This window comes from Agromyces flavus (genome assembly GCF_900104685.1).
Taxonomy (GTDB): domain Bacteria; phylum Actinomycetota; class Actinomycetes; order Actinomycetales; family Microbacteriaceae; genus Agromyces; species Agromyces flavus.
Genome location: NZ_LT629755.1, coordinates 2,944,766 through 2,970,297, shown reverse-complemented (window position 1 = coordinate 2,970,297; position 25,532 = coordinate 2,944,766). Strand labels below are relative to the sequence as shown.

The following is a 25,532-nucleotide window of genomic DNA, read 5'->3' as shown; positions in this document are numbered from 1 at the left end:
GTCGGGGTCGCGTCAGCCCGCGGCGGCCGGGTCCGGGGGCCCCGCCGGCTCCGCCGGCTCCGCCGAGGCGGCGACCGGGACGACCGCGACCCGGGCCGACCAGCTCGTCGCGTCGCGCGACATGGTCCACGGCTCGATGCGCTTGAGGCCGTGGCATCCGAGGACGACCTTCGCGACGCCGTCGGCGAGGTCGCGCGACGACGGCGGGTTGATCCGGGCCAGCTCGTCGAGGCTGAACGCGTCGACCGCGATCGGCTCGATGCCTCCGGCCGCGTAGAGCACCAGGTCCCACGACTCCACGTCGTCGGTCACGACGACCCGGCGCAATTCGACGCGTCCCGCGTGCTGCACCTCGTCGTCGGTCAGGCTTCCGAATGGCTTCGTCATGAGCGCACCCCTGACCACAGCCGACCACACGCGCGCCCGCACCGCACGCAGGTCCGGGGCGAGTCGCGCAGCGCGTGTCGTGGTCGTAGCGTGGAAGCGGGCGCGACGACGTGGTCGCGACGCGACGTCGAGGAGGACGCCATGGCCGTCATCGGGTGGATCGGGCTCGGGCACATGGGGGCGCCCATGGCCGCGCACCTCGTCGAGGCCGGGCACGAGGTGGCGGGCTTCGACGTCGATCCGCGCATGGCCGAGCGCGCGGCATCGGCCGGGGTTCGACTGGTGGCGGATGCGGCGACCGCCGCGCGCGAGGCCGACGCCGTGTTCACCTCGCTGCCGCGGTCCGAGCACTCGCGCCAGGTGCTCATCGGCGACGCCGAGCACACCGGCCTGTTCGACGTCGTGCGGCGCGGCACGCTCGTGCTCGACACCTCGACCGTGGACGTGGAGACGGCCCGCGTCTGCCATGAGGCGGCGGCGGCCCGCGGCATCCGCTTCGTCGACTCGCCCGTGTCGGGCGGCATCGCCGGGGCGCACGCGGGCTCGCTCACCTTCATGCTCGGCGGCGACGAGGAGGCGACGTCCGAGGCGGCGGCACTCGTGCAGCCGATGGCCGGGCACGTCTTCGTCGTCGGCGGGCCGACCGCCGGCATCGCGGCGAAGCTCGCCAACAACCTGATGCTCTTCATCACGCTGCAGGCCGCATCCGAGGGCGCCCGGCTCGCCGAGGCGCTCGGCCTCGATCCCGTCGTGTTCCACGACCTCGCGACCGTGTCGTCGGGCGACTCGTGGCCGCTGCGAACCTGGTACCCGGTGCCCGGCGTCGTCGAGACCAGCCCGGCGAACCGGAACTTCGACGCGACGTTCACGACCCGGCTCGCCGAGAAGGACCTCTCGTACGCGCTGGCCGCGGGCGACGCCGCGGGACTCGACCTCGCCGCCGGCCGGCTCGCCATGGAGCGGTTCGCCCGGCTCATCAACGAGGGGTACGGCGACAAGGACTGCAGCCTCGTCGTGAAGTACGTCGCACGCGACGGGCGGACGGCGGGGTTCGACCCCGCTGCGTGATCCGTCCCGAGTGCTCGGAGCGGCCGGCACGCGGCATCCGTTCACCCGGTCTCGGTACCCTCGAAGGGGCGACGCGAGCAGACGCGAGGAGGTGCGCATGGTCAGGCTGAGGCTTCCCTGGCGGCGGCGCCGCGACCGCCTGAAGCTGGCGCCGTTCGACCGGTCCGCGCTGCCCGAGCGCAAGGAGCCGACCTTCGACGAGATGCTCGAGGAGGGCATGCTCATGGCCGAGTCGGCCGGCCGGATGGCGCTGAAGAACCGCCTCATCGTCGGCGCACTGCGGGGCGACGAGCCGTACTCCGACGAGCGCGCGGCCGGGATGGCGCGGGCCGTGCTCTACGAGCTCGTACAGGAGGCCGACGAGGGCGCCGAGCACATCGCCGCCGAACGCGAGACCGCCGCGCAGCGCGACGGCCGGTCGCAGCACCAGCACGACTACCACCGCGGGGACCTGCTGAACCTGCGCCGCCGCGAGAAGGTGCATGCGGCCGTCGCGAAGCAGCTGTGGACGAAGCGGTCCGACGACGCGTACATCGCCGAGCTGGTCGATCGCGCCCGCGACGACGCGTGGCACGAACTCGGCGCCGCGATCGAGCAGGAGCTCGACCGGCGCTGGCCGCGGTACGACGAGGAGCCGGACTACGCCGACCACCGCGCCGAGCGCATGGAGGTCGTCGCCGACGACCTGCTGCGCGACCTCGCCCGCCTCGAGGCGCAGCGGGCGGTCGAGTCGATCCCCGAGTACTGACGCGCAACCCCGTGTCGTGTCTGAGGCCCCGGGCTAACGTGGTCGCATGATCGCCGCTGCCGACGAACCCGACCGCGCCGTGCCCGAGACCGAGAGATCCGAGCGCGCGGCCCCGTGGAGCGCCGGACGGTGGACCCGCGATCCGCTCGACGTGCGCACCGAAGAGGGCGGGATCGTCGTCGAGGCCGCCGCGGGCAGCGACTTCTGGCGCACCACGCACTACGGGTTCGTGCACGACGACGGCCACGCGCTGCTCGCGCCGTGGCCCACGGATGCCGCGGTCGAGGTCTCCTTCGACACGTCGACGCTCGACGGGCTCTACGACCAGGCCGGCCTCATGCTGCAGGCGGGCGACGAGGTCTGGATCAAGGCGGGCATCGAGATGAACGACGGCGTGCCCCACGTCGGCGCGGTCGTGACGAACCGGGTCTCGGACTGGTCGCTCGCCCCGGTGCCCGACTGGGGCGGGCGCATCGTCACCATCCGGGCCAGCCGGTCGGGCGTCGAGGGCGATGCGGTCACGCTGCGCGCCCGCGCCGATGAGGGGGAGTGGCGCACCATCCGGGTGGCCCCGTTCGACGCGGATGCGGCGACCGCCGGTCCGCTCGTCTGCGCGCCGATGCGTGCCGGACTGACCGTGCGCTTCACCCGATGGGCGTTCGTCGAGCCCGACGTCGACCTGCACGAGGACCCGCCCGCCGGCTGACCCGCGAACCCCGCGGGACGGATGTCCCGTCCACCCGCGTACGCACCTTCCTACGCTGACCGGGTCGAGAGGACCGGATGGCGGAGCGGCAGGAAGAGCGGCGGGGATCGGCACAGGCGCCGAGCGGCGTCGGGCTGACGACCGAGGAGGCCGCGGAGCGTCGTGCTCGCGACGGCGCGAACGTGCTGCCTCGCGCCCGGCGTCCGTCGGCGGTGCGGCGCATCCTCGGCGAGCTCACGCACTTCTTCGCGGTCCTGCTGTGGGGCGCCGCGGTTCTCTCGCTGGTCGCCGGACTGCCCGAGCTGAGCATCGCGATCGTCGGCGTGATCGTGCTCAACGCGATCTTCGCGGCCGCCCAGCAGGCCCGCGCCGATCGCGCCGCGGACCGGCTGAAGGACCTGCTCCCCGCGCGCGTCTCGGTGCGTCGCGACGGACGGCGGCAGGTCGTCGAGGCGGCCGACGTCGTCGTCGGCGACGCGCTCCTGCTCGAGAGCGGCGACCGGGTACCGGCCGACGCCGAGACGCTCGCGACGAATCGGCTGCTCGTCGACTCGTCGATGCTGACGGGTGAGAGCGTCGCGGGTGGAGTGGTGGAGGGCGAGACGCTGTTCGCCGGCACCTTCGTCGTCGAGGGCGAGGCGACGGCGGTCGTGACCGCGACCGGCGCGCGAACCCGCCTCGCCGGCATCGCGCGGCTGACCACGACCAGCGCGAAGCCCGACACGCCGCTCACGCGCGGTCTGCGCGGGGTCGTGCGGCTCACGGCCGGGATCGCGATCGGGCTCGGTCTGCTGTTCCTTGTCGTCTCGCTCATCGTCGGCAACCCGATCCAGGCGGCCTTCGTCTTCGCAATCGGCGTGACGGTCGCGCTCGTGCCCGAGGGCCTGCTGCCGACGGTGACGTTGTCGCTCGCGTGGGGCTCGGAGCGGATGGCGAAGCGCAACATCCTCGTCAGGCACCTCGAGGCGGTCGAGACCCTCGGGTCGACCACGTTCATCTGCACCGACAAGACCGGCACGCTCACCCAGAACCTGATGAACGTCGTCGAGGCGTGGACGCCCGCGGGCTCGGTCGTGCTCGACGGGCCCGGCTACGGCCCGGAGGCCGCGCTCTCCTGGTCGGGACCCGATGCGCCCGGCCCGGTGCGGTCGCTCGCGCTCGCCGCCGAACGATGCTCGACCGGATACGCCGAGCTCGTGGACGGGCGGTGGCGCGCCCACGGGGACCCCATGGAAGCCGCACTCGACGCCTTCGCGCGCCGGATGGGGGTCGACACCGACGCCGACCGGCGCGACGAGGAGCACGAGCTGCGGTTCCCGTTCGATCCGCGCTTGCGCCGGATGGCCGTGGTGCGGTCGGACGAGATCGTCGTGAAGGGTGCGCCGGACACCGTGCTGCCGCTCTGCGGTGACGACCCGGCCGCGCATGCCGCGCTCGACGCGCTCACGGCGCGCGGGCTGCGCGTGATCGCCGTCGCGTCTGCGGCGCGGGGCGCCCGAACCCCGCGCACGCTCGAGGAATGCGAGCCGGGACTGCGGCTGCTCGGACTGGCCGCGCTCGAGGACCCGCCACGCGACGACGTGGTCGAGGCGCTCGCGGCCTGCCGCGATGCGGGCGTGCGCGTCGCCATGATCACGGGGGACCATCCGACCACGGCACGCGCGATCGCCGACGAGGTGGGCCTCCGGTCACCGGACTCGCCCGTGCTGACGGGCGACGAGCTGCCGGCCGACGACCAGCACCTCGCCGCGGTGCTCGACCACGACGGCGCGGTCGTCGCGCGCGTCTCGCCCGAGGACAAGCTGCGGATCGCCCGCGCGCTGCGTTCGCGCGGGCACGTCGTTGCGATGACCGGCGACGGGGTCAACGATGCGCCCGCCCTGCACGAGGCCGACATCGGCGTCGCGATGGGACGCTCGGGCACCGACGTGGCTCGCGAGGCGGCCGACCTCGTGCTCCTCGACGACGCGTTCTCGAGCATCGTGGCCGGCATCGAGCACGGCCGCGCGACCTACGTCAACATCCGCCGGTTCCTCACCTACCACCTGACCGACAACGTCGCCGAGCTCACGCCGTTCGTCGTCTGGGCGCTGTCGGGCGGCCAATTCCCGCTCGCGCTGGGGGTCCTCCAGATCATCGCGCTCGACCTCGGCACCGACACGCTGTCAGCGGTCGCACTCGGCGCCGAGCCTCCCGCGAAGCACCTGCTGAAGGGACCGCCCGTGGGCGGACGCCTCATGAACGCGACCGTGCTGCGGCGTGCGTTCGGGGTGCTCGGCCCGCTCGAGGCGGCGCTCAGCCTGCTCGCGTTCGTCGTGTCGATGGCGGCGCTGGGCTGGCGCCCGGGCGGCCCCTTCCCGACGGGCGACGAGCTGCTGGCCGCCTCTGGCGCCGCGTACATCACGGTCGTGATCGCCCAAGCGGCCAACGCGTTCGCCTGCCGCTCGGCGACCAAGTGGCCGGGGGCGCTGGGATGGTTCGGCAATCGCCTGCTGGTCGGCGCCGTGCTCATCGGCACCGCGTTCTCGCTCGTGCTGCTGTGGGTGCCGCCGATCGCCGACGTGCTCGGCCAGGCGAACCCGCCGCTCGCCGGATGGGCGGTCGCGATCGCCGCGTTCCCCACCCTGCTCGCGGTGGACGCACTCGACAAGCGACTCCGGTCGCGTCGCGGTGCCCCACCGCACGCGAACGCCGTCCACTCGGCTCGGTGACGTCCTCGCGACGACCACCGACTGCAGCGTGTGGCTATGGCGCGATGTGGTGGCTCGCTCGGAACGCGTCGCCCGGGTCGACCTCGCGCTTGACCGCGCGCAGGCGTTCGAGCGTGGCCGGCGGATAGATGTCGCCGATGGACTCGTCGCCGAACTCGGGCGTGAAGTTCGCGTACTTGCCGGTCGTGAACGTCATGGCCTCGTCGACGGGGACGCGCGCGGCGGCGACCTGCTCGGCGCTCGCGTCGGGCGGCAGGATGCCGTTGATCGCCACGAGCGCCTGGCCGTCGCGTTGCGCGATGGCGGTGGCGTCGGGGGCGACCCGTGAGAACGCGCCGCCGAGCGCTCGGATGAGGACCATGGTCGGGATCTCGCGGTCGACGGCGCGGGCGAACGCCTCGAGCGCCGCGTCGGAGAGATCGGGTGCGAAGCCGTTGCCCCCGACGAACAGGAACGGCGGCTTGCCCGGCGGAGCGGCCTCGAGCAGGTCGACGTACTGCACCGGGCCCAGGGACTCCTCGACGAGCGAGTCGAGCGAGGTCATCGGCTCGAGCAGCGCACGGAGGTCGGCCTCGGACCCGCGAAGCGCCACCGCGAGCTGCGGCCCGGCGGGCATCTCGGGGGCGAGCGGGGGCATCACGAGGAGCGTGCCGTTCAGCTCGTCGGGCGCGACGCGCAGGACGTCGCGCCACGCGCGCAGCACCGCAGGCGCGTCGGACGCCTCCCACCGCAGGTGCCCGCCCACGAGCCCGTCGACCGGCGCGGCCTGGAACGTGAACCGCGTGGCGACGCCGAAGTTGCCGCCGCCGCCGCGCAGCGCCCAGAACAGCTCGGGGTGCGACTCGGCGTTCACCGTGAGCACGTCGCCCGAGGCCGTGACGAGCTCGACCTCGCGCAGGATGTCGACCGTGAGGCCGTGCGTGCGGGCGAGCCACCCGATGCCGCCGCCGAGCGCGAGCCCGCCCACGCCGACGTCGAGGGTGTCGCCCGAGGTGATGCCCAGGCCGTGCGGCGCGAGGGCGGCGGCCACGTCGCCCCATTTCGCGCCGGCACCGACGTGCACGAGGCCGTCGGTGCCGGCCAGCTCGACCCCGTTCAGCTCGCCGAGGTCGATGACGAGGCCGGCGGTGGCGGGTTCGGAGCCGTGTCCGCCCGAGCGGACGGCGATCGGCACGCCCGCGTCGACCGCGGCGCGCACCGCCTCGGCGACCTCGGCCGCGGAGGCGGGACGCACGACGGCATCGGGCGTGCCCGTGGCGCCGAAGACGGCCGCGCCCGCCTCGTACTCGGGACTGCCGGGTGCATGGACGCGCTGCGGCATCCGCTGGCTCAGTTCGGCGATGAACGACATGGGCGCCAGTCTGCCGAGTGCCACCGACATCCCACGAGCCCCGATCGGGGCACGAATCGCGGAGATCCCGCCATTCCGCGCCGCGCCTACTCGCCGCTCGGGTGCGCCCCCGCCGCGTCGATGATCCACGCGTTCGCGAACGCGCGCTCGCGCCACGCCGCGTAGCGACCCGAGACCCCGCCGTGCCCGGCCGCCATCTCGATCTTCAGCAGCGGGTCGGCGCCCACCTCGCGCAGGCGAGCCACCCACTTCGCGGGCTCCACGTAGAGCACGCGGGTGTCGTTCAGCGACGTGATCGCGAGGATCCGCGGGTACTGCACTGCGTGCACGTTCTCGTACGGCGCGTACGACTTCATGTACGCGTACACCTCGGGATCCTCGAGCGGATTGCCCCACTCGTCCCACTCGATGACCGTGAGGGGCAGCGAAGGGTCGAGGATCGACGTCAGCGGGTCGACGAACGGCACCTCGGCCACGATGCCCGCGAACAGGCGGGGGGCGAGGTTCGCGACCGCGCCCATGAGGAGTCCGCCCGCGGATCCGCCCTGCGCGACGAGGTGGTCGGGCGAGGTGATGTCGCGGTCGACCAGGTGCTCGGCCGCGGCGATGAAGTCGGTGAACGTGTGGCGCTTGTGCAGCTTCTTGCCGTGCTCGTACCAGAGACGACCCATCTCGCCGCCGCCGCGCACGTGCGCGACGGCGAACACCATGCCGCGGTCGAGCAGTGACAGCCGTGGGATGCCGAAGCCGGGGTCGATGGCGTGCTCGTACGAACCGTAGCCGTAGAGCAGCATCGGGGCGGGCTCGCCGAGGGTGACCAGGTCGGGGCGGTACACGAGCGAGATCGGCACCTTCGTGCCATCCGGTGCCGTCGCCCATTCGCGCTTCTGCGCGTAGCGCTCGGGGTGGTAGTCGCCGAGCACGGGCTGCTGCTTGCGGACGGTGCGCTGCCCGGTCGGCACGTCGACGTCGATCACGGTCGACGGGGTCACGAAGCTGCCGAACCCGATCCGCAGCGACCGCTGCTCCCACGCCGGGTTCGCTCCCACGCCGGCCGAGAACAGCTCCTCGTCGAACGCGAGCTCGTGCAGCGTGTCGTCGGGCGTCGCGTCGTCGGGCAGGCCCTGCGGCGGGACCTTGGCGATCGCGACGCGCGGCAGGCCGTCGCGGCGGTACTCGAGCGCGACGAAGTCGCGGAAGGCGTGCGCCCCCTCGATGCGCATCCGCGGATCGTGGGGAAGGAGCATCCGCCTCGGCCCCTGCGGGTCGTCGACGGCGACGCTCACGAGTTCGAAGTTCACCGCGTCGCCCTCGTTGTGCACGATGAGGAGGCGGTCGCGACCGCCGGCGACCACGTGCTCGACGTCGTACTCGACGCCATCGCGCCGCGGCCAGACCACGCGGAACTCGCCCGTCGGGTCGGCGGTGTCGAGCAGCCAGGTCTCGCTCGTGACCTGCGAGCCCGCCTCGAGCACGAGGTAGCGGTGGCTCCGCATGAGCCCGACGCCGAGCCAGAACCGCTCGTCGGGCTCGTGGAACACCTGCACGTCGGCCGAGGCGGGGGTGCCGACCTCGTGCCGCCAGATCGTGTCGGGACGCCACGCGTCGTCGACCGTGGCATAGAAGAGGTATCGGCCGGTCGGCTCGAACACCGCGCCCCCGGCGGTACCCGGGATCTCGTCGTCGAACTCGCGGCCCGATCCGTCGATCGAGCGCAGCCGCAGCGTGTACCGCTCGTCGCCCTCGACGTCGACGGCGTAGAGCATGGTCGTGCCGTCGGCGGTCACGTCGAAGCTCCCGAGCGCGTAGAACTCGTGCCCCCTGGCCTCGGCATTGTCGTCGAGCAGCACCTGCTCGTGCGGCAGCGGCGATCCGTCCTCGGGCACCGCGGGCGGCTCCCAGTCGTCGGGCGTGGTGACGGGCACGCGGCAGTGGATGGCGTACTGGAGGCCCTCGACCGTGCGCGAGTAGTACCACCACGTGCCCTCGCGCGTGGGGACGCTGAGGTCGGTCTCCTTCGTGCGTCGCTTGATCTCCTCGAACACCTGCTCCTGCAGCAGCGACAGGTGCTTCGTGCGCGCCTTGGTGTAGGCGTTCTCCTCGTTCAGGTGGGCGATCACCGCGGGGTCGTCCTTGTCGCGCAACCACTCGTAGTGGTCGATCACCACGTCGCCGTGGTGGGTGCGTTCGGTCGGTCGCTTCTCGGTCACCGGAGGAGTCAGCACGACCCAACGCTACGCCGACCGTCGGCGTCGCGACATCCGGCCGTCGCGATCGACTGAGCGGATGGCGCGCCTCGCGCCCCCGGCTCAGTCCTCGTCCTCCGCGACCTCCCGCACCTGCCACTGATCGTCGTCGACCTGCACGATCACGCCCCGGACGCGCACGCCGTCGCGCACCGCCTGGAACGCGATGGGCGGCGTCTCGCCCGCGCCGAGGCCCATGCTCGCGCTGAACGTGGGCGTCTCGTAGCCCAGCGAGACGAGCGCGTCGGTGCGCTGCTCGGTGTCCCAGATGCCGGCCATGGAGTAGGTCATGGCGCCCGCCGCGAGCGCGCCGAACACGATCGCCACGTAGCCCGTCTCGCGCAGCGGCTTGACGCGCCGGTGCGTGCCGATGATCGACACCACGACCCCGGCGAGCACGATCAGCGCCGGGACGACGAGCGGCAGGGGGCTCCACGGTTCGAGCGTGACGATCTCGTCCATCCGGCTCCCTCCGGCCTCGCCGCTCAGGCTAGCGCCGGGCCTGCGGATGGCGCGACAGCTCGTGCTCGACGGCCGCGCGCACGAGGCGCAGCGCGCCCGCGAGTCGCGAGTCGGGCGGCGACGCGTAGCCGAGCACGAGTCCGGACGGACCCTCGCCCGGGATCGCCGAGTAGTCCGAGAGCGGTGCGACGAGCACGCCGTCGGAGGCGAGTCGCGCCACGACGGCGTCCGCGACCGTGTGCGCGGGCAAGCCGATCACGGCGTGCAGTCCGCCGTCGAGGCCCGACAGCGGTGCGCCGTCGATGCCGGACAGCTCGGCGAGCACGAGTGCACGACGGTGGGCGTAGTCGCGTCGCGCCGCGGCGATGTGGCGTCGCACGGCGCCGGTCGCGAGGAGCTCGGCCGCCGCCTCCTGTGCGATGCCCGGAACCGGGCAGGTCTCGTCGTCGCGCACCGCCGCCACCGCGGCGCGGACCGCGTCGTCGGCGGGCAGGACGATGTACCCCAGCCGCAGCCAGGGCGTGAGCACCTTCGAGAAGCTGCCGACCAGCGCGGTCCGTCCGGCCCGGTCGAGCGACGCGAGGGCCGGCAGCGGCGCGCCCACGTGCCGGAACTCGCTGTCGTAGTCGTCCTCGATGACGAGGGCTCCACGCGACTCGGCCCACTCGAGCAGGGAGAGGCGCGCCGCGACCGGGAGGCGTCCGCCGAGCGGGTACTGATGGCTGGGCGTGACCATGACCGCGTCGGGGGCGGGCCGGATGCCGCGCAGCGCCGTCAGGTCGATGCCGTCGGCGTCGACCGGCACCGGCACCGCCCGGAGCGCTCCGCTTCGCTCGAGCACGCGCCGGGCGGACGGATACCCCGGGTGCTCGACCGCGACCCGCGGGGCGCCGCCGAGGGCGAGTCGGAGCGCGGACGCGAGCAGCGCGATCGCGTCGCTCGTGCCGGCGGTGACGACGACGTCCTCGGGCGAGCAGGTCACCCCGCGCGCGTGGCGGAGGTGATCGGCGATCTCGGACCGCAGCCGGAGTTCGCCGAACGGCGGCGCGGTGTCGCCTGGGACGGCCAGACCCCCCGCGTGGCGCCATGCCGCGCGCCAGGCGCGCTCGTCGAGGCGCGCGGTCGACGGCCGGCCCGGACGGAGGTCGAGCGGTTCCGCCCGCCCGCTGCCGGGGCCCGCGCCATCCGCCCCGGTGAGGACGGTCGTCGCGGGTGCGCCGGTCTCGTGACCCGCATCGAGGGTCGTCACCGTTGCGGGCGAGTGCACGGGTGCAGGGACCGCGGAGTGCCCGGCGAACGACGCGACGCGGGTCGGCGCGCCCTGGCGCAGCTCGAGGTACCCCTCGCCGGCGAGTTGGTCGTAGGCGGCGACGACGGAGCTCCGGGCGACGCCGAGCTCGGTCGCGAGCGAGCGCGTCGACGGCACGGGGTCACCGGCCCGCAGCTGGCCGTCGAGGATGCCGCGGCGCAGGCCCTCGACGAGCTGTGCGCCGAGCGGGCGCGCGTCGTCGCGGTCGATGACGAGGAGCGGTCCGTCCACGGCGACCCCTGACTGGACTGGTCGAATACGCGACAACTGGTCTGCACACCATACCAGCGCGGCGCGCACACTGGTCGCATGACCTCGACCGCGACGCCCGCCGCATCCGCCCGCACGACCGTCGCCGCCCGGCGCGTCCGCCGCCTGCCCGACCGGCAGACGACCGACCGGCTCGCCCTGCACGATCTCCTCGACTCCGAGCTCGTCGGACACCTCGCGGTCGCGCTCGACGGCGTGCCGGTGGTCGTCCCGATGGGGTTCGCCCGCGTCGACGGTCACGTGCTGGTGCACGGCTCGACCGGAGGCGGATTCGCCCTGCGCGCGGCATCCGCCCGCCTGCCCGTCGTGTTCTCGGTCACGGCCCTCGACGGCCTCGTGTACGCGCGGTCGCTGTTCGACAGCTCGATGAACTACCGCAGCGCGACGATCCAGGGCGTGCTCGAGCCCGTGTCGGCCGACGAGGCGGATGCCGCGCTGATCGCGCTGTCGGAGCGGCTCATGCCCGGCCGACCGGCCGAGGTGCGCGGAACGCGGCGCAAAGAGGTCGCCGCGACCCGCGTGCTCCGGCTCGCGCTCGACGACGTCGTGATGAAGCAGCGCTCGGGCGGCCCCTCGGAGGAGCCGGACGACGGTGAGGACCACTCCTCATGGGCCGGCGTGGTCCCCCTCGAGCGGCGGTGGGGCACGCCGATCGCCTCAGGGCTGACCCCTGCGGGTACGCCCGTGCCGGATTCCGTGATCGCGCTGACGACCCGCAACGCGCCATCCGACAGGCTCGAATGATGGAAGGAGGTGCGTGATGTTCGCCACCCTGCTCGTGCTCGGACTCATCGTCGGCTGGGCGGTCACCGCTGCGCTCGTCGAGTTCCGCAGCGACGGCTCTCGCCGGACCCCGACCGCCGCGCACTGAGCGTCGTCGCGACCCGACATCCGCACCGCTCTCGGCCTGAGGGCCCCTCAGCCGCCTCAAACCCCCGAAATACGCAGATCGCCCGACGCACGCCGGGTACCTCAGCGAGCACGCTCGCATCACGACCGACCGACCCCTGACGCAGTGAAAGGAGGTGTGCGATGTTCGCCACCATGCTCGTCCTCGGCCTCATCTCGGTGGGAGCCGTCGTCGCCGCGGTGATCCAGTTCCGTCGCGACGGATACCACCGCACGACGACGCTCTCCCACTGAGGCGGCGGAGACCCGGACATCCGCACTCGAATCCGCCGCCTGAGGCCCCCTCACCGCCTCGGCCCCCGAAATACGGACATCGCCCGATGAACCGTCACCGCCTTAGGGCGCAGCATCGGAACATCGCCCCGGACCAGGAGGAATCATGCAGCACTCAGCCGGCTTCATCGCCCTTCGACTGCTCGACGCCGACGTGCAGCGAGCCGAGCACGAGCTCGCGATCCATCGCGCCGCCGCCGAGCGCGCCCGCCTGGAGGAAGGCCGTCTCGCCGGCCTCGCGTCGCGCGTCTCGCGCCGTCGCCACCGCATCGGCCACGCTCCCCAGTTCGCCCGATGAGCACCGACCACGTCGGAGATCGGCGCCGGGTCCTCGGGCCCGGCGCCGATGTCGTCGGTGCGTGGGACGATGGTCCCGTGACCAGCTCCCCGTCGAGCCCCACCATGATCGGCCGAGACACCGATCTCGCGTGGTTGAGCGACCTGCTCCTCGGCGTGCGCGCGGGCACGCCCGCGACGGCGATCATCGGCGGCGAGGCGGGCATCGGCAAGAGCCGGCTGGTCCGCGAGTTCACCGCCGGGCTCGGTCCCGACGTCCGGCTCATCCTCGGCCAGTGCGTCGACCTCGGCGAGGTCGCCGCACCATACGCCCCGATCAAGGGCGCCCTGCGCGCGCTCGTCGCGCAGGTCGGCGCCGACCGGGTGCTCGAGGCCGTCGGCCCCGGCCGTGCTGCGCTCATCGCGCTGCTGCCCGAGCTCGCGACCTCCGGCGGCGCCACCGCGGGCGAGATCGTCATCACGCCAGGCGGGGCGGGCAGCGGGCAGCTGCACGAGGCCGTCGCGGTGCTGCTCGAGACGCTCTCCCGCGATGAGCCGATCGTGCTCGTGATCGAAGACCTGCACTGGGTCGATGCGGCGACGCTCGGGCTGCTTCGGTTCCTGCTGCGCTCGCTCGGATCCAGCCGCGTGCTGCTCCTGCTCACCTATCGCAGCGACGACGTGACTCGCGGTCATCCGCTCCGCGGCTTCCTCACCGAGGTCGAGCGCGACCGATGGGTCGAGCGTCGCGAGCTCGGCCGGCTGTCGCACGACGAGGTGCGCGACCTCGTCCGCACCCTCCTGGCCGACGACGCATTGAGCGAACAGGCGCTCGACACGGTGTTCGCGCGCAGCGACGGCGTGCCGTTCTTCGTCGAAGAGCTCGTCGGCATCGACGGATGCCGCGACGAGGGCTTCGTGCCCGACACCCTGCGAGACCTGCTGCTGGCCCGCTACGAGCGGCTGCCCGACGCGGCGCAGGCGTTCCTCCGGTTGCTCTCGACCGGCGGCGTGCGCGTGCCGCATGCGCTGCTCGCCGCCGTCGACGGAGGCGACGAGGGCGCGCTCGACGCGGCCGCCCGCGAGAGCGTGCGCTACGGCGTGATCGAGATCGACGGCGACGACTACGCCTTCCGCCACGCACTGGTGCGCGAGGCGATCCTGGCCGACCTGCTCCCGGGCGAACGCGCTCGATTCCACGCGCGGTACGCCGAGGCCTACGAGGCGCAGGCGGCGGCGGGCGGGCGCCGACTCGCCGCCGAGATCTCGTACCACTGGCTCGGTGCGCACGATCCCGTGCGAGCGTTCCCGGCGACGATCCAGGCCATGCGCGAGGCCCGCGCGGCGGTCGCCTACGCCTCTGCGGCGCAGCTGGGTGAGCGCGCGCTCGAGCTGTGGCAGAGCGTGCCCGACCCCGAGCAGGTCTCCGGCATGGGCAAGCTCGAGCTCATGGGGCGCACCGCGTCCTACCTGCGGCACGCGGGCGAGGGCGAGCGCAGCCTCGCCATGGTGAAGGCCGCGCTCGCCGAGTGCCCGCCCGACGACGAGCAGTATCCTCGCCTGCTGCGCGACAAGGCGCTCTACCTCGCCGGCGTCGGGCGTCCGGGCTCGATCGCGATCCTCGAAGAGGCGCTCGCGGCGCTGCCCGCCGACGACTCCGACGACCTCCGAGCGACCATCCTCACCGCGCTCGCGGGCCGGCTGATGATCGAGGCACGCATCGACGACGCCGTGCGCGTCGCCGGCGAGGCCTTCGAGCTCGCCGAGCGCATCGACTTCCCCCGCTACGCGTCCGTCGCCATGAACATCGCCGCGGTCAGCCGCGCCGCGCGGGGCGAGGTCGATCGCGCGCTCGTCGACATCGAACGCGCGCGCGAGCTCGCCAAGGGTGAGGGGTCGGCGCTGCTCCGGTACTGGGTCAACGCCTCCGACCTGCGCAACCTCGTGGGCGACTACCACGAGGCCGTCCGCCTCGCAGAAGAGGGGCTCGACCGCGCCCGGCGACAGGGCGTCGAGCGCAGCTCCGGCGTGATCCTCGCCTCGAACGCGGTCGATCCGCTCTTCGCGCTCGGCGAGTGGGACCGTGCCGACGCCCTCATCGAACGCGGACTCGCCCTCGATCCGCCCGCCCCGTTCCGGGTCTACCTGCAGCGCGCCAAGCTGTGGGCGCTCGTGTGGCGCGGCGACGCCGAGCGCGCCGCCGAGCTCCTGCGCAGCTCACGGGCGACCATGACGCCGATCATGGCCGTCGAGATGCAGACCCGCCTGGGCGTCCAGCGCGTCGCCGTCGAGATCGGGCTCGCCGTCGGCGACGTCTCGCAGGCCTGGCGCGACGGACGCGGCGTCCTGCATGAAGCGCAGCTGCCGCTCGCCGGCTACGCCGAGCCGCTCATGTGGGCGCTGGCGCGCGTGATCGCCGCGGTCCGCGCCGATCCCATGCGCGTGTCCGAGGCCGAGGCGGCCGAGATCCTCGACGCCGAGCCCGCCCTCCGCGAGCTGGTCGACCGGCTCGCCTTCTGGCCGACGCACGCCATGTGGGCCGCGTTCGTCGACGCCGAACTGCAGCCGACCGAGGCCGCGTGGCGCGCCGCAGCCGATGCGGCGCGTGCCGAGACCGCGCCCGGCTTCCTGCTCCCGTACGCCGAACTCCGGCTCGGCGAGGCGCTGCTGGCCGACGGCGATCGCGTCGGCGCCCGCGAGGCGCTGCAGGCCGCGTTCGACTCCGCGGTCGCCGGCGGCGTGACCGCCGTCCAGACGCGCGCCGCGCGCGTCGCGATGCAGGCGGCGATCGGGCTCGACGGCGCCACGTCGGGCGACGTCTCCCGCGGGTCGGCCGGTGTCGCCGGCGCCGATGACGCGGCCGACGCGGTCGCCGAGCTCACGGCTCGCGAACGCCAGGTGCTCGACCTCATCGCCGAGGGCCTGAGCAACCGCCAGATCGGCGAGCGGCTCTACATCAGCGGCAAGACGGCGAGCGTGCACGTGTCCGCGATCCTCCGCAAGCTGGGCGCCTCGAGCCGCACCGAGGCGGTGTTCCTGGCACGCGTCGCGCGGTGACTGCCGAGGCGCCCGAAGCGCCGTCGGTCCGAGCATGCTCCCAGCCGCCGTCCGTACCGTGGAGTCGTGACGACGACGCTCGAGCAGATCCCGTTCCAGACGATGACCGGTGAGACGCGCACGCTTGCGGACTGGCCCGACCAGGCGCGGTTGGTCGTCAACGTGGCGTCTCGGTGCGGCCTGAGCCCGCAGTACGAGAAGCTCGAGCAGTTGCAGCGCACCTACGGCGACCGCGGCTTCACCGTGCTCGGGTTCCCCAGCAACCAGTTCCTGCAGGAGCTCTCGACGAACGAGGCGATCAGCGAGTACTGCTCCACGACCTGGGGCATCACCTTCCCGATCCTCGACAAGGTCCGGGTCAACGGCCGCAGGGCCGCACCGCTCTACGCCGAGCTCACGAAGACGCCGGACGCCTCGGGTGCGGCCGGTCGCGTGGTGTGGAACTTCGAGAAGTTCCTCGTGCTCCCCAGCGGCGAGGTGCGGCGCTTCCGTCCCACCGTCGAGCCCGACGACCCGGCGATCATCTCCGAGATCGAGGCGGCGCTCATCACGACACGGGGCTGAACTCCTTCGCCACCTCGATGAGCAGGCGGGTGCCGTAGCCCGTCGCACCCTTCGAGCGCCACGATTCGTCGCTCGTCGAGTTCATGGTGCCGGCGATGTCGAGGTGGGCCCAGGGCGTGTCGCCGACGAACTCCGCGAGGAACAGCGCCGCGGTGGTCGCCCCGGCGTTGTCGCCACCGATGTTGGCGATGTCCGCGATGTCGGAGTCCATGAGCTTGCGGTACTTCCGCTGCAGCGGGAACTGCCAGGTGAGCTCGTCGGTCGCGTCGCCGGCTTCGCGCACCCGGTCGACCAGCGGCTGGCTCGTGCCCAGCACGACCGAATGCGTCTCGCCGAGCGCCCGCATGGCCGAGCCGGTGAGTGTGGCGATGTCGACGATGGCGTCGACCCCTTCCTCCGTGGCGAGCGCGAGACCGTCCATCAGCACCAGGCGCCCCTCGGCGTCGGTGTTCTTCACCTCGACCGTCGTGCCGCCGCGGGCCGTGAGCACGTCGCCCAGCTTGTAGGCCGAGCCCGACGGCATGTTGTCGGTGCACATGAGCCATCCGGTGACCCGAGCCGTGGCGCCGATGTCGCGCAGCGCGGTGAACGCGCCGAGCACCGCGGCCGCGCCGCCCATGTCCATCTTCATGAGCAGGTGCATGGGGTCGCTCGGCTTCAGGCTGATGCCCCCGAGTCGTACATGATGCCCTTGCCGACCAGTCCGAGGTGACCGGTCGGCGCGCCGTCGGGCGAGTAGCGCAGCACGATCATCCGCGGCTCCTCGGCGCTGCCGGCGTTCACGCCGAGCACCCCGCCGCATCCGAGCTCGATCAGCTGCTCGCGGTCGAACGACTCGACCGCGAACCCGAAGCGGCCGCCGAGCAGTTCGGCGACCTCGGCCAGGTCGACCGCCGTCAGGTGGCTCGGCGGCGTGTTGGCCAGATCGCGCGCGATGGCGGCCGCGCGCGCAGTGACGACGCCCGATTCGGCAGCGGCGGAGGCCTCTGCCGTGTCGGCGCCGTCGATGCGCAGCTCGACGACCTCGAGCCGGGCTTCGCGCGCCTCGGACTTGAGCGCGTCGTACCGATAGCGGCCGAGCAGGGCGCCCTCGACGAGCGCGCGGGCGGCGGCCGGCGCGCCGACTCCGCCGAGCGACGGCACGCGCAACCCGATCGATGACGCCTTCGGCGCGGCGCGCACGAACGCGGCGGCCGCGTCGCGGAACGTGGCGTCCGTCGTGTCGGGCTCCGGTCCGCCGCCGACCACGATGATGAGCGTGCGTCCGGCCTGGGGGATCACGAGCGTCTGCCCGGCCTTCGCCTCGAATCCCGCGCGCGCGAGCGCCGCCCGGTCGAGCGGTATGCCCTCGGGCAGCTCGCCCTCTGCGTGCACGAGCACGCCGATCGCGTCGAGGCCTGCCCCGCCCGTTCCTCCGCCGAACTCGTCGACCACGGCGACGCGCACCGCGTCGTACGCCTCGAGCGAGGGAACGGGCGAGAAGCCGTCGGGGATGAGCTTGGCGGGATTGCGGGTCACGTTGCCTCCTGGAAGTCGCCGGGCCTCCGCCGGGCGCGCATTGTTCAGACCGTACTCCCGGTGACGCCGTCACGGTAGACCGCCCCGGGCCGGCGGCTTCCCTGCCGCTCGTGAGCCGCGGCGACTAGACTCCAGCCCGGTGGAGATCTTCGAGGGCTGGCCGCTTCCGGCGGCGATCGCGGTGCTGTTCGTGATCGTGCTGTTGCGTGCCGGCGGCACGTACGCGCTCGGCCGCGGGTCGCGCGCGGGGGTGAAGCGGCTGCTCGAGCGGCGAGGCAGGATGGCGCCGCAGCTCGCGCGCGCCGAGGCCGTCATCGAACGATTCGGCTCGCCCGTCGTCGCCCTGTCGTTCCTCACCGTCGGCTTCCAGACCGTGGTCAACCTCGCCGCGGGCGTGCTGCGCATGCCGCTCGTGAAGTACATCCCCGCGCTCGTCGTCGGCGGGGCCATGTGGGCGACGATCTACGGCGTGCTCGGGCTCGCGACGGTCAACGCGATCATGCAGGCCGCCGCGAAGAACCCGACGGCCGCGATCCTCAGCATCCTCGGCGTCGCCGCGCTGCTCGCCCTGGTGGAGTTCGCGACGCGCAGGGCCCGCTCGTTCGCCGCGGCCCACAGCGATGCAACGGAACCGCGGCTCCCCGAGGCATCCGACGCCGGTCAGGCCGAGTAGGGCGCGCCGGCCGGCGCGACCTCGGGCCCGTCCGTGAGGGCGTTCTCGAACCGGATGAACACCGAGATCCAGCCGAAGATCGTCGCGAACGCGAGCAGTTCGAACGCCGTCAGGTTGTAGTACCCGACCGGCTCGAAGAGCAGCGCCCCGCCGACGACGAGGGCGCCGGCACCCGCGCAGAACCAGAAGAAGCGTGCGGGCATGCCCTTGAGCGTCCACGGCGACGAGGCGAGCAGCACGAGGAACGACAGCGACATGCCGATCGCGCAGGAGTTGTGGAGCGCGACGCTGACGGTGAGCGGGAACAGCCCCACGCCCGCCAGCATGACGCCCATCACGATGAAGACGACCGACACGAAGCGCGGCGCCCACGCATTCACGAGCACGCCCTGGCGCACGAGGGTCGTGAGGTCGCGATCGACGTAGAGTGCGAACGTCGTGACGAACGCGCCCGCGACGATGAGCGCGAGGTTGAACAGGCCGCTCGAGAAGTCGCCCGCGGTCCCGAGCTGGCTGAAGTGGTACTCCCACCATTGCGGGTCCTGGGCGGTGGCCATGCTCGCGAGCGTGGCCGAGGCCATGAAGAACACGAGCAGCGTCGCCAACCGGTTGGTCGTGATGGACGAGACCGAGAGGAAGATCCAGTAGCCGGCGAGGCCGGCGGACGCCGCGGTCGCGCCGGTCGCGGTCAGCCCGTCGACCACGAGGCCCTCGAAGCTGCGCTGCAGCATCGCGAAGGTCACGACCGCGAGGATGCCGCCGATGATCGCGTGCACCGCCGACACCGTCCCCACGTCGAGCGAGAACTTCCACGGGCGCAGGCCCCGCCGCCACTCCTGACCCGGAAGGTCGCGCGACCGCCAGTATCCGATCGCGCCGAGCACGAGCCCTGAGACGAGGACCGCGATGGCGGCCGCGGCGCCCACGGACCATCCGCCCCACAGCGGCCACACCTGCCCGCTCATGGTGACGGCTGCGACCAGTCCGCTCGCCGAGGCGGCGAACACACCGCCGACGACGGCCTCGGTCTCGACCGCGAGACGGCGGCCGGATGACGCTCGGGCGACGGGGATCGAGGGGGCGGGCTCGTACGCGGCGGGTCGCCCCGGTCCGTCCGCGGCGACCGTCGATGCTGACATGGCGTCAGGGTAGGGAGGGCGCGCTCGATGGATCGGGACGAAAGTCCGGCGATCCGCGGCGTCGCCTACTGGTCGCCGGGCGCGCTGGAGCCGGCGGTGAGGGCCGACAGGCCGTAGCCGATCGAGAGGTTCGAGATCGAGCCGCGGATCGCCAGCTCGGCGCTGCCGTCGGAGTCGAGCACGCCCGTGTAGAGGACGTCGCCGTCGTTGCTGACGACGTAGGACGCACCCGGGGTGCCGCTGAGGGTCAGGGTGCGCCATCCGTTCGCGCCCGGCTTGCCGACCTCGTACGTGATCGGACCGGACGGGCCGGCCGGCGCGCTGACGGGATCGCGGACGATGGGCGTGCCCGGGTCGCCGGTCGGCGGCTCGGGCGTGTCGTCGGAGGGTGGGTCGGTGGGGCTCGGATCGGAGTCGCCGCCGGGTGTGGACCCGGAGTCGGTGGCTCCGGTCTCTCCGCTCGCCGACTCGTCGCGGGCGTCGGCGCCGGACTCGGTGCCGGGCTCCGGCGCATCGGCGTCCGTGGGTGGGGCCGAGCCGTCGTCGGGCCCCGGGTCGTCGGTCGCTCCGGGCAGCTCGGTGGCCACGACGACGGGGGGCATCATGCCGGGCGCCTGCTCGGCGATGTCGCCCGCGCCGGCAGCCCCGAGCGATGTCGGGCGCTCGGTGGAGAGGGGCCCGGTCAGGCTCACGGCGACGACCACCGCGGCGGCGGCCACCGCTCCGAGCAGGCCGGCGACGACCACACGACGTCGCGGACGGAACCGGTGAACCGTCGACGCCGCGACCGACGGGGCCGGTTCGGCCGACGGTGCGGGCGGGATCGGCGCGGTGGGCCGGCCGGCGGGCTCTGGAGTGCGGGCCAGTGCGCTGAGTCCGGCGCCCGTCGAGGCGACGAGGGTCGCGACGGCGCCGCGCTCGTCGACCGGCGGCACCGGTTCGAGGGCCGTCGCCGACGAGCCCGCGCGCGTGGCCTCGAGGAACGCGATGCCGGCTGCGCCGCCGAGCACGAGGATGGGCAGTGACGTCATCAGCCGTTCGGCGAGCCCTGCCGGCTCGCCGCTCGCCGCACGACACGTCGCGCAGGCGTCGAGGTGCGCCCGCACCTTCGGCCTGAGCCGTGCCGTGACGCGGTCGCCGTGCGAGCGGCGTGCGAGGACGCGAGCGCAATCGGAATCAGACGACAGCCTGGACGCGAGCGCGTCGGCCCACGCCGCGTCGAACGCGGTCGAGGCCTCGAGCAGGAGCCCGTCGGTTCGCGGCAGCGTGAGCCCGAGCTCGGCGGCGATGTCGGCGGTCGAGTGCCCGTCGATCTCGGCGAGCCACAGCGCCTCCTGCGCGACCACCGGCAACGTCGCGTACGCCTCGACGACCGCGACCCCGTCGCGGAGGCCGTCGGGAAGCGTCTCGGCGTACCACTCGGCGGGGGCGAGCAGCGATGGGTCTCGGGCCACGAGGCCGGCGGCGCGCCCGTCGGCGGCGGCGGCCGCCTCGCGGACGGCGGCGAGGACGTACGGCCGGGCGGCACCCGCGGGGCCACCGCCCTCGCGGATCGTCTGCTCGACGAGCGCGGCCGCAGCCGCCACGACCTGCTCGACGCCGGCGTGGCCGGGCGTGGCCGACGCCGCGGTCGTCGCGGCGGACTCGTGGCGGTGCCACAGGCGGGAGAAGGCGAAGTCGTCGCCGGAGCGCACCGCCGCGACGAGATCGGCGTCGGAGGGCGAGTCGACCACGGGGAGCGTGATCGGGCTCGTCACGGGATGGCTGCCGGGGGCGTCCTGCACATCCACTCCTCTCGGTCCGCCGGGCGGCGGAGGCGCGGAACCGCGCTCGTCCGTTCAGGGCGACGCGTCGTTCATCGGCACGCCGTCGGGTACTGGGGCAGCGTCAGGCGCAGCGGGTGCAGGGCCCGGCGCCTCCGAAGTGCGGGGGGCGGAGGCTCGGTGTCGGGCTGCACCGCGCCGATGTCGCCATCAGCATTGGGCCCGAGTCTACGACCACACACCGGTTGCGCCGCAAGACCCCCGAATGTGCGGTTTCCGCTGCGGAACTGCGCAGCGACGGCGGCGGTCGGCAACGACGCCACGTGGCGACGCACGGTTTCGGCCGCGTCTCGGGACGCGGACGTCGTCTGGACGCGTCGCGCGCGCCGAACACTGTACGGTGTGTCGAGTCGCCCCACACGGAAGGCCCCATGAGACCCGGACCCCGACGCAGCGTGACCCACGCCGAGATCCTCGGCGCCGCCTTCGAGCTGCTCGAGACGAAGGGCTTCGACGCCGTGTCGGTGCGCGGCGTGGCGGGCGCCCTCGGCCTCACGCCGACCGCGATGTACACGTACTACCCGAACAAGCAGGCGCTGCTCGCCGGCATGGTCGAGCAGGTGTTCGGGCGGCTCGCGATCGACGCGGCGCCGGCGGATGGCTCGGACTCGACGTCCGCGACGGACGTCGCCGGGGCACGCGCCCGCGTGCTCGCACTCGCGCATGCCCTGCGCGACCTGCTCGTCGACCGACCGGGCGCCGTGGGACTCCTGCTCGCGACCCCCCTCGACGGACCCAACGCGACGCGCGTCGACGAGGAGCTGCTCGCGGCCTTCACCGCGGCCGGGCTCGACCTCGTGGCGGCCGACCGGGCCACGCAGGCCGTTCGCGTCCACGTGCTCGGCGCGGTCGCGTTCGATGCGGCCCGGGCCGCACGAGTCGTCGAGGCGGCGGCGGAGCCCGAGGCGCCGGCCGCGTCATCCGACACCCTCTGGGACGACCTCGAGTCGTTCCCGCTCGCCGACCGCAGCCGCGAACTCGACGACGATCCGGTGCAGCGCTTCGCGTGGTCCGTCGAGCGCCTGCTCGACGGACTCCTCGCCGGGGTGCCCGTCCGCTGACGACCGCGCTGGCGCACCACGCGCCTCGCGTGCGCGGGCGCGCACACGACGAGGCGCCGACCCCCGAAGGAGCCGGCGCCTCGCCGTGTCAGACTGGTCGGATCACTCCGCGCGCGGCGCCGTGACGGCGATCAGCGCGGCGGTGTTGCCGTCCACTGCCTTCTTGACCTGGATGACCGTGCCGTAGCCGACACCCGAGTCCGCCGGGTTGCCCGAACCGAACACGCCGAGCCCGACGTCGATGCCGTCAAATCCCGTGTAGCGGTTGCCCTGCAGGTCGTACAGCGGGGTCGTGTACGGTGCGTTCCCGACCGACGGGACGACCGTGGACGCGTCGCGGTCGCGGTAGTACAGCTGGCCGGTGGCCGGGTTCACGGCGAAGCCGGGCACCCAGCCCTGGTTGTCGGTGAACGTGCTCACCGCGTCGAGGGCCGTGATGTCGGTGCAGAACTCCGTGAGCGCCGTGTTGGTGAAGCACTCCGTGAAGGGGTACGTCTTCGTCAGGCCGAAGGCCGCGTTCGACGACTGCGCACGCGAGGGCATCACGTTCAGCGTCGACGGGTCGGCGTCAGCCGCGGCACCCGTGCGCTGCAGCGGGTTGAAGTGGCTGTCGACGATGAGGAGGCCGCCCTTCGCGCCGTAGCTCGGCAGCGCGGTCTCGTTGGCCGTGATCTGGTTCGAGTTGCCGTACGTGGTGTCGCGGTACCAGACCAGTGCGCCGGGAGCGTTGTAGGCGAGCTTCTCGACCTTCCACGCGTCGACGCTGTACACCGAGTTGTAGGCGTACTTGAGGCCCTCGTCGAAGCCGTCGAAGTTGCGCCACTCGACCAGGTAGTACTGCGCCTTGACGTTGGTGCCCGTGTCGATGCGCCAGCCGGGGCCGGTGGTCGTCGTGAACGACGCGACCTCGGCGTTCCAGCCGTTCGCACCCGACTCGACGTCGTCGGACCACACCGTGGTCGCACCGCTCGTCAGGGCGAAGTCGTCGCTGAACCAGCCGCGGTCCTGGTAGGCCGCGTCGGTGGCGAGGCGCAGGCGAACCTGCACGGTCTGGCCGGCGTACGCCGACAGGTCGACGTACTGGTGCGCCCAGCCGTGCGAGTCGCCCGTGAGGCCGTACTTCTTGTTGCCGTAGTCCTTCATGCGGCCGTTCGGGTCGGCGTAGCCGTCGGGCGTCGAGACCTCGGTGCCGTCCTCAGCGCGGACCTTGAGCTCGCTCCAGGTCGATCCGCCGTCGGTCGAGACCTCGACGAAGCCGAAGTCCCAGTCCTCCTCGATCACGAAGTTGTTCCACATCCAGAACTTCGCGTCGGCGGGGACGTTCTCGATCGTGCGGCCGAGCCGGAGGTCGGCCCAGTCCTGGTCGGCGCCGGTGTACCACATCTCCTCGCCGCTGTGCGGTTCGGCGAGCGTGACCACCTTGTCGGGCAGGTTGACCTTGATGCCGTCCTGCGTGCCCTTCTTGGGGCGCGAGGTCTGGCCCACCTTGACGGTGGTCGGGTCGTCGCCCGGGTTGATCACCTGCGGGTCGGCCCAGCCGAGCACCCACTTGTCCCAGAGGCCCATGTGCGTCGGCATCGACTGGAAGATCGGGCCCGAGTGCGAACCCGAGCTCATGAGGTCCCAGAAGTCGACGTCGGAGCTGGCGGCGTTCGAGGTGTCGTACAGGTCAGGAAGACCGAGGTCGTGGCCGTACTCGTGCGCGAACACGCCGACGCCGGAGTCCTCGGGCTGCACGATGTAGTTCGACAGCTTCAGGTCCGTGCCCGGGATGTCGGCGCCGCCGGCCACCGCCGAGGAGTGCGCCCAGATGGCGTAGGTGCTCTCGGCGCCGCCGCCGCCGGACTTGTCCTCGCCGGCGTGGACGAGCACGACGTGGTCGATCACGCCGTCGGGCTCGAGCAGGTTGCCGTCGCCGTCGCGGTCGCCCTGGTCCTCGACGTCGTAGTCGGCCCACGGGAAGTCGGGCTGCGCCGCGGCGAGGGCCGCGACCGCGTCGATCGGGAGCTGGCCGGGTCCGAGCGGGTTGTCGGGGTGGCCCTGCATGTCCTGGATCGCGCCGGCCTCGTAGACGCCCGCGTCGTTCTTGAAGCAGAGGCTCGCACCGTAGTACGCCTCGGAGTGCGGCACCGTGACCCACGGGGTGGCTGCGCCGTGCACCGTGTAGGCGTTGCGCGACATCTCCTCGTACATGTTCTTCATGGTGTAGCCCGAGATGTCGAAGCCGGGCTGGCCGTCGGGCCCCGTGAGGTCGGTGCGGACGCGCTCGGTGATGCCCTCATCGCTGAAGAGCATCTTGTTGTAGTGCTCGGACGAGAAGTCCGGCACCCACATCGAGTTGTTGTCCTCGAGCTCGTAGTCTGCGGGGTTCGGGATGTTGTTGTGCAGCGGGCCGTTCTGGACCGAGCCGGGCTTGCAGTCCGTCGCGCCGAACGCGGTGGGCACCTGCACCTGCGAGAAGTCGTCGTTCGCGTTCTCGTCGAACTCGACGAGGATCGTCAGGAGCTTGGCCTCCTGCGTTTTCTTGGACCCCTTGAGCGCCCTCGGGCTCTTGCCCGTCTCGATCGACTTGGCCTCGAGCTTCGCCAGGCCGCGCGCGGCCGTCGGGTTGCCCTGGCTGAACTTGCGATCGAGGGCGTCGGCCTTCTCGATCGCAGCATTCGCGCCCGCCGTGTCGCGCTGGACTCCGCCGTCGATCGAGCCGACGAGCTCGTCGGTGCCGAACGCCGCCTCGGCGCGCGGCGCCGCGTAGTTCATGTAGTACTCGGAGGCGTCGATCGACACCTCGCTTCCCTGCGGAGCCGCCGTCGCCATCCCGCTCGCGCCAGTGGCGGCGAGTCCGGATGCGACGAGGGCCAGCGCGGGAATGACCGCCACGGCGCGCCTCCGCGCGCGTGGAGTGGTTCCTGCCATGGTTCTCCCTCCGGTGTGCCCGCGTCGGTGGCGCGGACACGAACGTCGCCCACCGGTGGGCGGGCGTA

Annotated in this window: 18 protein-coding genes and 1 pseudogene; 9 read left to right on the top strand and 10 right to left on the bottom strand. The window is 72.9% G+C overall.

What is annotated here, in order from left to right; genetic code table 11:
- Nucleotides 1–12: 12 nt before the first annotated feature.
- Entirely contained in the window at nt 13–387 is a 375-nt protein-coding gene (locus tag BLT99_RS14045; RefSeq protein WP_092673733.1) for a hypothetical protein, read from the bottom strand.
- Between BLT99_RS14045 and BLT99_RS14040 the strand changes: the two genes are divergently transcribed.
- The 4 genes from BLT99_RS14040 to BLT99_RS14025 all read left to right on the top strand — a co-directional run bounded on the left by BLT99_RS14040 (nt 343) and on the right by BLT99_RS14025 (nt 5,620).
- Entirely contained in the window at nt 343–1,455 is a 1,113-nt protein-coding gene (locus BLT99_RS14040) for an NAD(P)-dependent oxidoreductase (protein WP_371874206.1), read from the top strand. The genes BLT99_RS14045 and BLT99_RS14040 overlap by 45 nt on opposite strands.
- Before the next feature lie 97 nt (nt 1,456–1,552).
- A complete protein-coding gene (locus BLT99_RS14035; protein ID WP_092673727.1) occupies nt 1,553–2,203 on the top strand; it encodes a hypothetical protein in 651 nt (216 codons plus the stop codon).
- A 46-nt stretch (nt 2,204–2,249) separates the two neighbouring features.
- On the top strand, nt 2,250–2,909 hold the full coding sequence (locus BLT99_RS14030; protein ID WP_092673724.1) for a DUF1349 domain-containing protein: 660 nt from the start codon (nt 2,250–2,252) through the stop codon (nt 2,907–2,909).
- 77 nt (nt 2,910–2,986) lie between these two features.
- The gene (locus BLT99_RS14025; protein WP_092673720.1) at nt 2,987–5,620 is read left to right on the top strand and encodes a cation-translocating P-type ATPase; all 2,634 of its coding nucleotides are present in this window, start codon (nt 2,987–2,989) and stop codon (nt 5,618–5,620) included.
- A 34-nt stretch (nt 5,621–5,654) separates the two neighbouring features.
- On the opposite strand, the gene BLT99_RS14020 is transcribed toward BLT99_RS14025, so the two are convergent.
- From BLT99_RS14020 to pdxR, 4 genes are all read right to left on the bottom strand, one after another.
- Entirely contained in the window at nt 5,655–6,971 is a 1,317-nt protein-coding gene (locus BLT99_RS14020) for an FAD-binding oxidoreductase (protein ID WP_157675001.1), read from the bottom strand.
- A gap of 86 nt (nt 6,972–7,057) precedes the next feature.
- Nucleotides 7,058–9,196, bottom strand: a complete 2,139-nt coding sequence (locus BLT99_RS14015) for a S9 family peptidase (protein ID WP_092673714.1) — start codon at nt 9,194–9,196, stop codon at nt 7,058–7,060.
- 84 nt (nt 9,197–9,280) lie between these two features.
- The gene (locus BLT99_RS14010; protein ID WP_092673711.1) at nt 9,281–9,679 is read right to left on the bottom strand and encodes a hypothetical protein; all 399 of its coding nucleotides are present in this window, start codon (nt 9,677–9,679) and stop codon (nt 9,281–9,283) included.
- Nucleotides 9,680–9,707: 28 nt separating this feature from the next.
- Nucleotides 9,708–11,219 carry a MocR-like pyridoxine biosynthesis transcription factor PdxR gene (gene pdxR / locus BLT99_RS14005; protein WP_229724415.1) on the bottom strand — a complete coding sequence of 504 codons (1,512 nt, stop codon included), beginning with the start codon at nt 11,217–11,219 and terminating at the stop codon, nt 9,708–9,710.
- 78 nt (nt 11,220–11,297) lie between these two features.
- On the opposite strand from pdxR, the gene BLT99_RS14000 reads away from it, so the two are divergent.
- A complete protein-coding gene (locus BLT99_RS14000; protein WP_092673708.1) occupies nt 11,298–12,002 on the top strand; it encodes a pyridoxamine 5'-phosphate oxidase family protein in 705 nt (234 codons plus the stop codon).
- A 553-nt stretch (nt 12,003–12,555) separates the two neighbouring features.
- Here BLT99_RS14000 and BLT99_RS17785 read toward each other — a convergent pair.
- Nucleotides 12,556–12,717 (bottom strand): hypothetical protein, encoded by a 162-nt coding sequence (locus BLT99_RS17785; protein WP_172802983.1) that lies wholly within the window; start codon nt 12,715–12,717, stop codon nt 12,556–12,558.
- 98 nt (nt 12,718–12,815) lie between these two features.
- Here BLT99_RS17785 and BLT99_RS13995 point away from each other — a divergent pair, with 98 nt between their 5' ends.
- Both BLT99_RS13995 and BLT99_RS13990 read left to right on the top strand, forming a co-directional pair.
- Nucleotides 12,816–15,773 carry a helix-turn-helix transcriptional regulator gene (locus tag BLT99_RS13995; protein ID WP_166670868.1) on the top strand — a complete coding sequence of 986 codons (2,958 nt, stop codon included), beginning with the start codon at nt 12,816–12,818 and terminating at the stop codon, nt 15,771–15,773.
- 102 nt (nt 15,774–15,875) lie between these two features.
- Nucleotides 15,876–16,337, top strand: a complete 462-nt coding sequence (locus tag BLT99_RS13990; protein ID WP_092676421.1) for a glutathione peroxidase — start codon at nt 15,876–15,878, stop codon at nt 16,335–16,337.
- On the opposite strand, the pseudogene BLT99_RS13985 reads toward BLT99_RS13990, so the two are convergent.
- Nucleotides 16,321–17,618: pseudogene (locus BLT99_RS13985) on the bottom strand (leucyl aminopeptidase). The gene BLT99_RS13990 and the pseudogene BLT99_RS13985 overlap by 17 nt on opposite strands.
- 376 nt (nt 17,619–17,994) lie before the next feature.
- Between BLT99_RS13985 and BLT99_RS13980 the strand changes: the two are divergent.
- Entirely contained in the window at nt 17,995–18,528 is a 534-nt protein-coding gene (locus BLT99_RS13980) for a DedA family protein (protein WP_092673704.1), read from the top strand.
- Here BLT99_RS13980 and BLT99_RS13975 read toward each other — a convergent pair.
- Complete coding sequence (locus BLT99_RS13975; RefSeq protein ID WP_092673701.1) at nt 18,516–19,667, bottom strand: DUF998 domain-containing protein; 1,152 nt, start codon at nt 19,665–19,667, stop codon at nt 18,516–18,518. The two genes, BLT99_RS13980 and BLT99_RS13975, sit on opposite strands and share 13 nt — an antisense overlap.
- A gap of 65 nt (nt 19,668–19,732) precedes the next feature.
- Complete coding sequence (locus BLT99_RS13970) at nt 19,733–21,451, bottom strand: RNA polymerase sigma factor (RefSeq protein WP_092673698.1); 1,719 nt, start codon at nt 21,449–21,451, stop codon at nt 19,733–19,735.
- A 410-nt stretch (nt 21,452–21,861) separates the two neighbouring features.
- Between BLT99_RS13970 and BLT99_RS13965 the strand changes: the two genes are divergently transcribed.
- Nucleotides 21,862–22,551 carry a TetR/AcrR family transcriptional regulator gene (locus BLT99_RS13965; RefSeq protein ID WP_092673695.1) on the top strand — a complete coding sequence of 230 codons (690 nt, stop codon included), beginning with the start codon at nt 21,862–21,864 and terminating at the stop codon, nt 22,549–22,551.
- Nucleotides 22,552–22,653: 102 nt separating this feature from the next.
- On the opposite strand, the gene BLT99_RS13960 is transcribed toward BLT99_RS13965, so the two are convergent.
- The gene (locus BLT99_RS13960; protein WP_229724413.1) at nt 22,654–25,428 is read right to left on the bottom strand and encodes an immune inhibitor A domain-containing protein; all 2,775 of its coding nucleotides are present in this window, start codon (nt 25,426–25,428) and stop codon (nt 22,654–22,656) included.
- Between the last annotated feature and the right edge of the window lie 104 nt (nt 25,429–25,532).

What these genes read in the sequence shown, in the direction of transcription:
- BLT99_RS14030 (WP_092673724.1), top strand. Translation starts at nt 2,250, where the DNA reads ATGATCGCCGCTGCCGACGAACCCGACCGCGCCGTGCCCGAGACCGAG.
- BLT99_RS13965 (WP_092673695.1), top strand. Translation starts at nt 21,862, where the DNA reads ATGAGACCCGGACCCCGACGCAGCGTGACCCACGCCGAGATCCTCGGC.
- BLT99_RS14025 (WP_092673720.1), top strand. Translation starts at nt 2,987, where the DNA reads ATGGCGGAGCGGCAGGAAGAGCGGCGGGGATCGGCACAGGCGCCGAGC.
- BLT99_RS13975 (WP_092673701.1), bottom strand. Translation starts at nt 19,667, where the DNA reads ATGTCAGCATCGACGGTCGCCGCGGACGGACCGGGGCGACCCGCCGCG.
- BLT99_RS14020 (WP_157675001.1), bottom strand. Translation starts at nt 6,971, where the DNA reads ATGTCGTTCATCGCCGAACTGAGCCAGCGGATGCCGCAGCGCGTCCAT.
- BLT99_RS13990 (WP_092676421.1), top strand. Translation starts at nt 15,876, where the DNA reads ATGACCGGTGAGACGCGCACGCTTGCGGACTGGCCCGACCAGGCGCGG.
- BLT99_RS14000 (WP_092673708.1), top strand. Translation starts at nt 11,298, where the DNA reads ATGACCTCGACCGCGACGCCCGCCGCATCCGCCCGCACGACCGTCGCC.
- BLT99_RS14045 (WP_092673733.1), bottom strand. Translation starts at nt 387, where the DNA reads ATGACGAAGCCATTCGGAAGCCTGACCGACGACGAGGTGCAGCACGCG.
- BLT99_RS14010 (WP_092673711.1), bottom strand. Translation starts at nt 9,679, where the DNA reads ATGGACGAGATCGTCACGCTCGAACCGTGGAGCCCCCTGCCGCTCGTC.
- BLT99_RS14035 (WP_092673727.1), top strand. Translation starts at nt 1,553, where the DNA reads ATGGTCAGGCTGAGGCTTCCCTGGCGGCGGCGCCGCGACCGCCTGAAG.